The 12,246-nt window shown below is 60.1% G+C and carries 7 protein-coding genes; 3 read left to right on the forward strand and 4 right to left on the reverse strand.

The features are described from left to right. Positions 1 to 637, reverse strand: a 637-nt coding sequence (locus tag AC13RE_RS18840; RefSeq protein ID WP_488564052.1) for a DUF2161 domain-containing phosphodiesterase, incomplete at its 3' end; no start/stop codon positions are given. 324 nt (positions 638 to 961) lie between these two features. Between AC13RE_RS18840 and AC13RE_RS18845 the strand changes: the two genes are divergently transcribed. Beyond that, complete coding sequence (locus tag AC13RE_RS18845; RefSeq protein WP_488564053.1) at positions 962 to 1,816, forward strand: WcbI family polysaccharide biosynthesis putative acetyltransferase; 855 nt, start codon at positions 962 to 964, stop codon at positions 1,814 to 1,816. Between the two features lie 129 nt (positions 1,817 to 1,945). On the opposite strand, the gene AC13RE_RS18850 is transcribed toward AC13RE_RS18845, so the two are convergent. The 3 genes from AC13RE_RS18850 to AC13RE_RS18860 all read right to left on the reverse strand — a co-directional run bounded on the left by AC13RE_RS18850 (position 1,946) and on the right by AC13RE_RS18860 (position 8,581). After that, on the reverse strand, positions 1,946 to 5,206 hold the full coding sequence (locus AC13RE_RS18850) for a GH36-type glycosyl hydrolase domain-containing protein (RefSeq protein WP_488564054.1): 3,261 nt from the start codon (positions 5,204 to 5,206) through the stop codon (positions 1,946 to 1,948). 176 nt (positions 5,207 to 5,382) lie between these two features. After that, complete coding sequence (locus tag AC13RE_RS18855) at positions 5,383 to 7,851, reverse strand: glycoside hydrolase family 2 protein (RefSeq protein WP_488564055.1); 2,469 nt, start codon at positions 7,849 to 7,851, stop codon at positions 5,383 to 5,385. A gap of 28 nt (positions 7,852 to 7,879) precedes the next feature. Continuing rightward, a complete protein-coding gene (locus tag AC13RE_RS18860) occupies positions 7,880 to 8,581 on the reverse strand; it encodes a FadR/GntR family transcriptional regulator (RefSeq protein ID WP_488564056.1) in 702 nt (233 codons plus the stop codon). 113 nt (positions 8,582 to 8,694) lie between these two features. Here AC13RE_RS18860 and uxuA point away from each other — a divergent pair, with 113 nt between their 5' ends. Beyond that, positions 8,695 to 9,873: a mannonate dehydratase gene (gene uxuA / locus AC13RE_RS18865; RefSeq protein ID WP_488564057.1), complete on the forward strand. Its 1,179-nt coding sequence runs from the start codon at positions 8,695 to 8,697 to the stop codon at positions 9,871 to 9,873. Between the two features lie 186 nt (positions 9,874 to 10,059). Next, a complete protein-coding gene (locus AC13RE_RS18870) occupies positions 10,060 to 12,132 on the forward strand; it encodes a putative bifunctional diguanylate cyclase/phosphodiesterase (RefSeq protein ID WP_488564058.1) in 2,073 nt (690 codons plus the stop codon). The last annotated feature ends 114 nt before the right edge of the window (positions 12,133 to 12,246 follow it).

Here is a 12,246-nt window from a genome sequence, read left to right on the forward strand (position 1 = left end):
AACGCTTGAGGGCTTCTATTCCAAGCTCCGTCAGCGCGTAGATGCCACGGTCGATGCGCTCGAACCAGCCATAGACATTATCTCTCAGAATTTGTGGCGCCTTCGGTGCCGCTTCGCGCATATCCTTCGGGCGTTGCACGCCGTTTTCGATAGCGGCAGCGCAGGCAAGGGCCTGTTGGCGATAGGCGGTCATGATCGGCTTGCGGGTGCTGCCGCCAAGAGCGGGGTCGCCCTTGCGCCGACGATGTTCGTCGACAAGGCGCGATCTGCGCCGTGCATTCTTGCGGGGCATCGGCGCGACGGGACTGACGACGATGTCGACTTGGTCGTTGTCGGAGACGGTGAGCATGCCGAAGCCGAGCCTTCGGCATAAATCGCGGAACCGGCGATCGCCTTCCCGACCCTTGCCCTTTGCCGAGACGCGGGCTGCGATCCAGACCTCGTCACTGGCAGCGGCGCGATCTACCGCCTGTAGGATGAGTTCGAGGTTGAAGGTCATCTTCAGTTCGCAGATGACGACGACGGGCGGCTCGCCATCAGTCAGGCCGACAAGGTCGCAGCCGCCGATCTCGCCTTTTACCGCATAGCCGGCTGCTTCGAGAAATGACTTGATCGGGAGATAGAGCGCCGTTTCCAAATCCGCCTCCGGGCTTTGCACATCCGGGTGAGCTTAGTCGATTCGGTTAACCAGAAAGTCGATAAAGACGCGGCAATAGGTAGCCAAGTTAAAGCGAAGGCGCTGAGGTCGATTCGCCGGATGCATATGCCGGCGCCCGACAACCGCCATTCTCGCCGCAATTCGGACAGCCCTGACGTCATCGATATAGACAAGCCCAACCCATCAACAAAACAATGGCTTACTGCCATATTTGATCTCGCGGAGAAGCTTCCATCGAGATAAATAGTCGGAATTTCAATCTGATAGCGGAGGTTGTGTGCGGCGTGTTGAGGTGATTACCTGATGGAGACTTGGCTCGTACTGTCGAATTGCCAAACCTACGAACTTGCGAACTCCCTGAGGCTTCTTTCCTCTCGTTTCCATATCGATGCAATCGACATATGGGCATTCACGAAAAATATCGAGAAATACAAGCAGGAATTACCCCGTTATTTCAGGGTGCTTCTCCATCCCCGCTTTTACAGTATGGATTTCGATTTCAGTATCGCCCAGAATCTCGATTTCATCCCGTCGATCAGCTTCGATGCCTATCATCCAGATATCTGCTATGCCTTCTCGCCTGGCCCGGTCCAAGGCCCGATGGGCTTTTATCATTCCATGATCGTCCTGGCGGCGTACGAAGTCGGGTTAAGTGTAGAAACGACCCGGAAGTTCTTTCGGCGCGATGTTTTCGAACGATGTGGCTTTTTCGCACGCTGGGAACAGGAGCGGGCGCGGCTCCTTAAGCATTTTGCAGAATATGGTCTGGATATCGCGCCCTGCTTCGCACAATGGTCGCGAGGCGAAGCCTTCATGTATTCGGTGAATCATCCGAAGATCCGCTGCATCCACGATATTGCCGGCAACTTTTTGAAGCGGCTAGGGGTCGAGCCCATTGCAAGTGGTATCAAGCCCGTCGACGATTTCCTGAACGGGGCGTGCTATCCGGTCTATCCCGAAATTGCCGAGGCTTTCGGAACCCAGGGCTCCTACCTTTTCAAGCTGCCGGACGAGTATCGACTTATTTCCCTCGAGAGGTTCGTCGAGCTCAGCTTTGCCGCGTATTCGCGGCTTCCACCGCGATCCATTCAGGTCGAATCGACCTTTCGTGCGCGCTATGACCATGTGAAAACAGTTGTGGTGGAGGCGGCTCGATAACCGATTGCTAAACCGGCCGGGTATCATCAGCCTGTGCCGTGCTGATCGAACTGTTGCGCTTCGCACGCACCGGCGGTAGCCTGCGTGAGAAAAAAGGCCGCAAAAGCGGCCTTGTTCATTTGATCTTGCTCAAGCCCCGAAATCCAGCTTGACATCGCAAGCGCCGATCGAGGCCGGCAACAACGGCTTGCGGATACGCTCGCCGAATTGCCGCTTGAAGCCGAAAACGTTGCCGATCAGGCTCTTGGTGTAGAGACCAGGGCCGCTCGAATAGATGCGCCAGCCGCCATCGACGGCGATGTCGCCGGCCTTGACGCGTGCCCATTCCGCAGAAGCCTGATAACGGTCGGCGAAAGCCGCGTCGCTGCTGCTGAAGTAGGTGTTGCGCTGGCGGAGCGACGCATGTTCCACCCGGCCGCTGACCGCAATCGGGTTGGCGAGCGCAAGTGCCGCCCACACCGCCTCCGCGTCGTCTTCGAGCGCTAGGGCTTCGCAGTAGCGCAGATGCGCATGCACATACATGAGCCCGATCTCGCGACCGAAGAAGGACGAGGATTCGGCACGCCGGAAGAGCTTTTCCGGACCACCGGAATAGGTCGCCGGCTTTTCCATCAGCCGCACACCGTCCGGGAACAGTAGGTTCTCGCGGATTAGCTTCATGTGCGCGTGGCGCTGCTCTGGAGTGAACAGCCCGCCGATCATCGGCTGCGTCATCGCGATCAGCGAATAATGCAGGCCGGTGCGGGTATCCTCCGGATGCAGCAGCAATTCGACGCCGTCATGGCTCGGATCGAAGACGCCGTAGCCAGCGACGATGCCGTCCCGCATCAGGAGCCTGTTGAAATCGGCGTGCATGGCAACGGCGGTCGCCTGCAGCGACTGCGCTTCCTCATTGCGGCTGGCGAGCGTCAGGATGTTCGCATAGCGCACAAGCTGTTCATACAGAAGTGAAACGGTCCAGCTGCTGACCATCCAGTCGCGCAAATGCGGATCGGCCGGCTGCAGGCTGTCGTTCCAGTCGCCTTCGCCGTAGCGGATGAGGCTTGTGCCCGGCACGAAGCGGCTGCGCACGGTGTCCAGCAGTTTTTCGATGTGATCGGAGATCGTCGCGCGTTCCGATGTCAGCTGCATCGTGTCGTCGGCACGCCACGGCACCGTTTTGGCAAGGAAGGCGATGTCGCCGGTCGCCTCAATGTAATCGCAGAGCGCCTTCAGCGGCCAGACAACGATATCGCCATGCGCCTCGCCGGCGCGGATATTGGCGTAGGGCTCCAGCATGAACCATTGCGGCCAGTCGCCGCGATCGCGGTACTGCTCGGAAAAGAGCGTTAAAAGGATCCGCCGGACTTCTTCGTCATGCTCGTAGGCAAGCAGGAATTCGATCGGCCCCTGGCAGACATCGCGCGTGCCCCAGGCAGCTCCCGTATATTGTTCAAGCCCGTGCGGCACGCTGAGATGCACGATGGCGTCATGTGCGATCCAGGGCAGCATCACGGCCTGCGCCGCCACATCTCGGCCATCACCCTCGATGCGCGCGCCCCGCGTCACATGGCTCCAGAAGCGGCGCGCGGGCGCGAGCATTTCTTCGCTTTCAACACCCGCGGCATAGCGCGCGGCAAGGGCTTCGGCCGTATCCGGATCGGTCATCGAGCCCGTGACGGCAAAGCGCAGTGCTTTCGTCGGGTGCGATTTCAGAGCGATGAATGGGCCGTTGCGGGCGTTGCCGTCGCTGTAGAGTAGTTCATCGCCACCAACGGCTTCGAACGCATCCGGGGTCGAGGTGACGAGATGGTATCCAGCCTTCGGATACCGGTCCCACAGCCAGGACGGCTGCGGCCGGAAAGAGATGCGCTTGCCCGCCGTATCGACCGCGATGTTCGCCACAGCTTCATAATCACGTTCGCCAAGCACGATTTGACCGAATACGAGGAAGCGGCAGGCGGCGCCCTCTACGGAAACGCTCCATTGCATCGCCGGGTCGTCGCCGGAGGCGATTGCCGATACGGTGATGGTTCGACCGGAAAGCCGGTAGATCCAACGCGTGTCGCTCAAGCCCATTTCGAAGGCGGCAGGCACGCCAAGCAGGCGCCAGCCATCGCCGAGATCAACGAGGATGCGCAGGCCGCTCGACCGGGTCAGATTGTAGGGATCGCGCGAGACCGAAAACAGCTTGTGGAAAGACGTGTTGCCGATGGTCAGCTGCGCCGCGAAGATGCCCTGCATCCAGCAGGTGGCCGCCAGTGTCTGGTCATCGAGCAGCATGTTCTGGCCGCTGCGGACGATGGCGCCATGGCGGCGGGCTATGTGTCGCTCCTTTTCGCGCAGCACGATGTGCCTGTTATGCGGCCCGTCGGACACGAAGAAGGAAAGCGGCTTCCCGTCGGCGTGTTCTTCCAGCATACGCTGGGGGTAGAGCGTATTGATCGCGGCTTGATCCAGATCGTCGCTTTCGGCAAGCGGCGCGTCCTGCACGAGGCTGCGCACCGGTTGTCCAGCTGCTACCGTCTCCGCTGCCAGCTCACTTTGAAGCGCCGGCAGGCTATCGAGATTGGCAAGATCGGCGTCGCTGGAAGCGGCCGGATGATCGGCAACGAAGAGGCCGAAGAAGGTCGTCGCGGCGGCGGCACCTGCTGCAAGGGAAAGCGGCTTCGACTGTATTGTCGGGCAGGCGACTTCGTGCTGGCGGCGCACGCTGGGCAGGCTGGCGCCGAAGTCCGGCACCATGACGCCATCATTGCCCTTGGACGGCACGAGAAGCTGGATTGCATCGGTCGCGTAGGCCGCCGCACCCTCGAGGCAGCCTTGTGCGAGCCACGGATTTCGCCCGCCACCCTGCTTGAGGTTCTGCCTGACCATGATGACAGGGCCGAAGGCGCTATGATCGGCAATGTGGTGATCGATATATTGCGAGGCATAGGCTTCGCTGTTCATCAGGAAGCCGCGATCGCCGAGGCCGACATCCTGAACGAGAACGAGGTCGGCCGAAAGCGTCGCATTGGTGCTGTTTTCCAGCGAAACTTGCCAGAACCATACGGTCTTATTCGGGTGCAGCCGCAGGCTGACCGTATGCTTCACACCTGCCGTCTCGCCGCTCCAGGAAAAAGCGTTTCTGCCATGGCCGAACTGCACGGTAGCCTTTGGCCCGACGATTTCCGCAGTCGCCGGCGCCGCACCGCCGACGCGCAGATAGAGCCGGCCTATGCCGCCATAGACCGGCGAACCGAGGACCTGATTGATCATGACGCCGCCCTGCTGGTCGGCAAAGTCGATCGAAAACAGCGTGCCATTCGGCAGGGCCGAAGCCGAAAGACCGGCGGTATTGCTGAGGGTGATGAGGCCAAGTTCTTCGCGGCGGGGCGTTTGAAAGCTGCGATTGGTGCCCGAGGACATAAGCGTGATCTCGCTGATTCATGGATCGGATGAGGGGCACTAGATCACAAGGCGGCGCCCGATCATAGAAGGCAATTCGCCATTCACCGACGCAATCTTTTGTGACGGCATACGGAAAATATAGGCCTCGATCCGGCGCAATGCGCCGGGTATTTTCCGCGAGAGAGTACCCGGTGTCAGTGATGCGGGCATTCCGCAACCTGATTGGCCGTGCGAAGGATTGCCGAAAGATCGGCATCGTCGAAAGCCTCCTTTGAGATGCCTTTTATCTTGAACGTCCTGCTTTCGCCGGGCGCGAGATTGACCAGCATGTCGTCGACCTCGGCATTCGGATTGATGCGATCGACGAACAGGCAGACATCGCGCAGGAGCGACTGGGCGGTGATGGTTACGGTGATCCCGTCCGTCGTCTGGATGGTCTCGATATCAAAGCGAGGCTGGGGGTATTGCAGCTTCATGTCCTTCTCGAAGAACCACCACGCTTCCGCATCGCCGAGGCGGGCGCGCAGATATTCGCGGCGCGGATCGCTTGGGGTCGCGACCTCGGCCGGGATCTCGGTATCGGCGTTCTCGAAGCGATCGCACAGGATGCGCCAGACGTGGTGGCGGGCAAGCAGTTTGCCGTTGAAATCGAAGCGCTCGACTGTGAAGGGCACGCGCCAGAATAGGGTCGCGTCATTAACGGCGACCGCAGCCAAGCCATCACCACGCGGCTGGATGGTGAGGAGATGCGGCGCATAGCTATGCTTCAAGGCATACCAGAGCGGCTTCTTCCGGCCAGCGCCATCGACGGCCGCCCAGGAGGTCACCGGCCAGCAATCGTTGAGCTGCCAGACGATGGTTCCCATGCAGGTCGGCCGATGTGAGCGCATGTGGTCGATGCCGAAGCTGATCGCGCGCGCCTGGTTCAGCTGCGTGACGAAGAGCCAGTCGTCGAAATTTTGCGGGTGAGGAAACCAGCCTTCCAACCCTTGCAGAAGCTTGTCGTTGCCGCCGGTTGCCTTCTGGTGGTGCATGACCGCGGGAGAGGCCGGGGCGCGGTCCTTCTCGCGAACGGATTGGGTAAGAGTTGCGAAGGTCGGTGGTGCCTGCCAGCCGAATTCGGAGCAGAAGCGTGGGATATAGTTGCGGTAGGTCTCGTAGCCTACCTCGTTCCAGACGTCCCATATGTGCTTGCAGCCATGCTCGTCCGCGTTCGGCGCGATCTCCATGGAGCCAGAATAGGGGCTGCCCGGCCAATAGGGTCGGGTGGGATCGATCTCGGCTACCAGTTTCGGCAGGAGGTCGAGGTAGTAGCCGGCGCCCCATGGGCGATTGCCGAGCACATCCTGCCAGCCCCAGTCGAAATAGCCCCAGATATTCTCGTTGTTGCCGTTCCAGATCACCAGAGAGGCGTAGGGCATGAGCCTCGTGATCGCCTCGCGCGCTTCCGCCTCGATCTCGCTGTAGACGGGCTCTTCTTCGGGATAGGTGGCGCAGGCAAACAGGAAATCCTGCCAGACCATGATGCCGGCGGCATCGCATTCCTCGTAGAACGTATCGGTCTCATAGATGCCGCCGCCCCAGACTCGCAGCATGTTCATATTGGCATCACGGGCCTGGGCGATCCGCTCACGGTAGCGTTCACGCGTCACGCGCGGCAGGAAGCAATCATCGGGGATCCAGTTGGCGCCGCGGGCAAAGACCGGCACGTCGTTGATGACGAGTGTAAAGGCCGAGCCGATCTCGTCCGGCGTCGTATCCAGCCGCACGGAGCGGAAGCCGACGCGCCGCTTCCAGCCGTCGAGCGCCGCACCGTCCGAGCCGAGCAGCTGCAGGTCGAGATCGTAAAGCGGCTGACCGCCCATGCCATGCGGCCACCAGACCTGCGGGTTGTCGATCCGGCATTCGATCAGCGCGTGGGTCTCGCCTTGCGCGACACGCACTTCCGCGCGCTTGCCGCCGATGGAGAGGACAAGTGCAGCACTATCCGTGCCCTTTTCGGCCCATTCGACCTCGACATGCAGGCGCGCGACGCCCTGGCTGCCTTGCAGGGTAATTTCAGGGCGGATGCTGCCGAGACGGGCCTTCGACCAGCTCTCGATGAGGATGGGCTTCCAGATGCCCGATGTGACGACGGTCGGACCCCAATCCCAGCCGAAATTGCAGGCCATCTTGCGGATGAGATTGCTTGGGCCAGGATAATTCTGGGGAATATCGGCGGCGCTGCCGAGCTGCTTGCGGACTTCCTCGCCATGCTCATAGGCGGATTGGAAATCGATGATCAGCTCATTACGGCCGCCTTTCAGGTGATCGCCGATGCCGAAGCGGTAGCTGCGATGCATGTTGCGGGTTTCGCCAAGCAAACTGCCGTTCAGTTCCAGGCGTGCCGCAGTGTCGAGGCCAAGGCAGGAAAGATCGATGCGTTCGGCGTCTTCGCCATCCCAGTCGAAGGCTAGACGATAGCGCCAGGCGGCGCGACCGACCCAGTCCTGAGAAATCTCGTTGACGTCGAGATAGGGGTCGGTGATCAGCTGCGCCGCCATCAGGTCGAGATGCACATTGCCGGGGACTGCTGCCGGGATCGTATTGGGCAGGGCCGGTGCACTGGATGGCGCGCGAAGGCGCGAGATGGTCCAGCCGGTGTCGAGCGTCTGTCTTTTCATGTCATGTATCCGTGATGAAATGGATGTCTCAAACAGCCTTTGGCGCGATGAATTGCAGGCCCGCCTGCAGGTGGCGGTTCATGTGATAGGCGTAGGCGATTCGATCCCGTTGTTCCAACGCTTCGATGATGGCGCGATGGTCATGATAGGCGCTGTCGACCGCTTCGCGTGAACGCTTGCCCGCCTCCATCAGCCGCTGCAACAATGGCTGCAGAATGCCATAGACTTGTGACAGGGTCTGATTGCCGGCGAAGCCGACAAGGGCGGCGTGAAACCTGAAATCAAGTTCCGCCGCCTCGGCCAATGTCGATGCGGCCTTCATCGCGTCGTTGATGGAGCGCAGCCTGTCGATGGCGGTTTCGTCGAGAGTTTCGAACAGAAGATCGCTGAGATTGACCTCGATGAGGCGACGAAACCCCTGGATATCGAGAAAGCTTTCTGCCGAGATGTCGATAGCGAAGGAGAAGAGGTCCATCAGCGCCTGCTGGCGGCGATCCGTAATCACCGCGCCGACCTTCTGGCGGCTTTCGACGATGCCATAGGCCTTCAGGATGCGGATCGCTTCGCGCACCGTATTGCGGCTGGCATTGAACATGGACGCGAGCTCGGCTTCCGAGGGCAGTGCGTCTCCGAGGCCAAGATTGCGCTCGCGCATCAGCCGTCGCAGCGCGTCGACCACCTGATCGACCGCCGAACCTCTATCTTCGATATTAGCGGTATCTGTCACCATCTCTCCTCCGCTATCGGACCATATTGTTGGTCAATAAGGGGTGTCAACCGTCGTATGTTGGTAGACATTTTCCTTTTCAAGGATATTTTGACCCACAAATGGGGAGGTGTCATATGGAAAGCTGCTGGCGTTGGTTCGGCCCGAAGGATCTCGTTCCGCTCTTGCATGCGCGCCAGGCAGGCGCCACGGGCATCGTCACGGCGCTGCATGAAGTCTCGCATTCGCGCGTCTGGATGCCGACCGAAATCGAAGCGCGAAAGGCGCTGGTCGAGGCGGCGGGGCTGCGCTGGAGCGTGTGTGAATCGATCCCCGTTCCGAGCGCGATCAAGCTCGGCGGGGCAGGGGCGAAAACTGCGATCGGTGTCTGGAAGGACAGCCTCGTTAATCTCGCCCGCTCCGGCATCAAGACGATCTGCTACAATTTCATGCCAGTTGTCGACTGGACGCGCACGGATCTGCGCTTCGAAATGCCGACCACCGCGCTCGCATTGCGTTTCGATATGGTGGAGTTCGTTGCCTATGACGTCTTCGTCCTGGGCAGGCAGGGTGCCGAAGAAAATTATGCGCCGGACCTGCTACGGCGTGCCGAAGAGCGGCTGAGACGGCTTTCGCCGGAGGCCGTGCAACGGCTGGAGAACAACATCATCGCCGGTCTTCCCGGCGGTGAGGACAGCTATGGCCGCGACGCCATCCGCTCAGCCATCGCCCTCTTCAACGGAATGACGGCAGAAGATCTCCAGGCCAATCTCGACGCTTTTCTGCAAGAGGTCGTGCCGGTTGCAGCCGAATTCGGCGCCAGGCTTGCGATCCACCCCGACGATCCGCCGATTTCCCTCTTCGGCCTGCCGCGCGTCGTTTCGACGGCGGCAGATCTGCGCCGCATCCTGGGCATTGTCGATGATCCGGCCAACGGTTTGACGCTCTGTGTCGGCTCTCTCGGCTCCCGTGCCGACAATGATGTGCTGGCGATCGCCCGCGAATTTGCCTCCCGCATCAATTTCGCGCATCTGCGCGACGTTGCGATCGAAGAGGATGGCTCCTTCGTGGAGGCTTCGCATCTGGAAGGGCGCAGCGACATGTATGCCATTCTGCGCACATTGCTCACGGAGGAGGCGCGGCGCCGCAAAGAAGGCCAGGAAGATCATGTGATCCCGATGCGGCCGGACCACGGACATCTGATCGGCGATGATATCGATAAGCCCACCAATCCCGGCTATTCCCTCATCGGCCGCCTGAAAGGTCTTGGCGAGCTGCACGGCGTCATCCATGCGATCGGCAAGGCGGCGCTTTGAACCTCACGGCATTTGCGGTCCCATATCGATGAAACGGGGCGAATGGAATAAAGCCTGTCGTTGCATATTCGATGGGCTTTTGCCTAAAGTTTAATCTTGTTACTGTTTTGATTTTATTTAGTTTTTTCGTCTATCAATATCCAATTCGCTAATCTTCAAACTCGAATTGGCAAGGTCGACCTTCCTATGAATTCCGTTTGGCCCGACGCCCCGAACGACGATTTTCGGTCGCTTTTCAAGACACATCCGTCGCCGATGTGGGTCTATGATCCGCAGACGTTGAAGTTTCTGATCGTCAACGATGCGGCCCGCGACCTCTATGGCTATGGCGATGCGGATTTCGCGGTCATGACCGTGCTCGATATCAGGCCATCTGTGGAGCGCGAGCGGATGCTGGATGCCGTGCACCACCGCACCGACATCGAGACGGCGCAGCGCTGGACGCATCTGAAGGCGGATGGCGAGACTTTCGAGGTTCTGACCTATGGGCGGGAGATCCGCTTCGACGGCAAGATAGCAATCCTGGCGATCGTGCAGGACCGTACCGAGGTCAATGCGGCACGGCGGCAGGTCGATGCCACCCAGTCGCTGCTCGACAGCATCGTCGATAATCTCCCCGTCGGCGTCTTCGTCAAGGATATGGAGTGGGATGGCCGTTATATCCTCTTCAATGAGGCGTGCGGCGCTATCGCTGGGCACGCAGCACAAGATGTGATCGGCAAGTCGGATCGGGCGATATTCTCCGATGAACAGACGGCGCTTTTCCGGGAGCAGGACAAGCTTGCCTTCGAAACCGCCGAAACCGTCTACTTCGAGGAAACCATTCACACGGTGGATGGCGTATTACGTATCCTGAAGACAGCGAAGCGGGGACTTCCCGCTCCGTCAGGGCAAGCGCCGCGCTATGTTCTCGGCATTTCCCAGGATGTGACAGAGGAGCGCAACGTCGAGGCAAGGCTTGCGCATCTTGCCATGCATGATTCCCTGACCGGCCTTCCGAACAGAGCTTTCTTTTCCGAGAACATCGTGCGGCAGGTGGCCGCTGCGAGGCCGGAAAAGCCAATCGCACTGCTCTACATCGATGTCGATCATTTCAAGCATATCAACGACAGCAAGGGCCATGCTGCGGGCGATATGCTCCTGCGACAGGTTGCCGAGCGGCTCCAGCAGCTTGCCGAGAGGAGCGATCTGGTCGCGTGCCTGGGCGGCGACGAGTTCGCGCTGGTTTTAAGGATGACAGATGCCGGGCGAGCCCGGCGCTTCGCCGACCTGTTGTTGCAATCGCTCTCGGCACCCTTCGATCTCGACGGCGTGCGGGAACATGTGACCTGCAGCATCGGCATTGCCATGGCGCCGGAGCACGGCAACGATGCTGATGTGCTGATGCGAGACGCGGATCTGGCGCTCTATGCCGCCAAAGCGAGTGGCCGCTCAACCTATCGATTCTATCAGACGGAGATGCGGCTTGAAGCTGAACGCCGCCACCAGCTCACGCTGGAGCTTCGGGAGGCATTGCAGAACGACGAATTCGAACTCCATTACCAGCCGATCATCCGTCTGGACGGAGACGCTCTTTCCGGCTTCGAAGCTCTGATCCGATGGCGCCATCCCAAGCGTGGACTTATCGCGCCGGCGGAATTCATCCCCGTCGCCGAGGAGACGGGGATGATCGTTCCGATCGGCGACTGGGTGCTGCGGGAAGCGTGCCGGACCGCCATGGAGTGGCCGGAACATCTAAAAGTGGCCATCAACCTGTCCGTCTATCAGTTCCGGCATGCGAGCCTGCTGGCCACGGTCGTTTCTGCGCTGAGCGAGACAGGTCTTTGCCCCGGACGCCTGGAGATCGAGGTCACCGAATCCATCCTGCTTTCCGAGGTCGAGCAAAGCCTGTCACTGCTGCGTGCTCTCAAAGAGCTTGGCATTCGCATCGCGATAGACGATTTCGGCACGGGCTATTCCTCACTCAGCTATCTGCGTTCCTTCTCTTTCGACAAGATCAAGCTCGACCGCAGTTTCGTCGCCGGCATGGATGCCGATCCCGGCAATCTTGCCATCGTGCGGGCCGTTGTCGGTATTGCCTCCGGCTTCAATGCAGTGACCTTGGCCGAAGGTATCGAGACGGAGGCGCAATTGGCGAAATTGCGGGCCGAGGGCTATCACGAGGTGCAGGGTTTCCTGCTCGGGCGACCAATGTCACGCGAGGATGCCTTGGCGCGAATTTTAAACGAAGCCCGTCCCGCCCGGCTTATGCGCGCCTGAATGCCAGCGCATGGATGGTCGCGGAAGTCTGGAACGGGCGCGCGAAAATTATCGAAAAAATTCGGCGCCGGTTGTCGGGAAGGATGATCGGCCAACGTCCTTGGAACAGCCCAT

It is taken from the genome of Martinezella sp. CNPSo 3959, from assembly GCF_057784355.1.

Bases quoted from the DNA above. Each gene is read 5' to 3' on its own strand.
- AC13RE_RS18870 (WP_488564058.1), top strand. From the start codon at position 10,060: ATGAATTCCGTTTGGCCCGACGCCCCGAACGACGATTTTCGGTCGCTT.
- uxuA (WP_488564057.1), top strand. From the start codon at position 8,695: ATGGAAAGCTGCTGGCGTTGGTTCGGCCCGAAGGATCTCGTTCCGCTC.
- AC13RE_RS18845 (WP_488564053.1), top strand. From the start codon at position 962: ATGGAGACTTGGCTCGTACTGTCGAATTGCCAAACCTACGAACTTGCG.
- AC13RE_RS18860 (WP_488564056.1), bottom strand. From the start codon at position 8,581: ATGGTGACAGATACCGCTAATATCGAAGATAGAGGTTCGGCGGTCGAT.
- AC13RE_RS18855 (WP_488564055.1), bottom strand. From the start codon at position 7,851: ATGAAAAGACAGACGCTCGACACCGGCTGGACCATCTCGCGCCTTCGC.
- AC13RE_RS18850 (WP_488564054.1), bottom strand. From the start codon at position 5,206: ATGTCCTCGGGCACCAATCGCAGCTTTCAAACGCCCCGCCGCGAAGAA.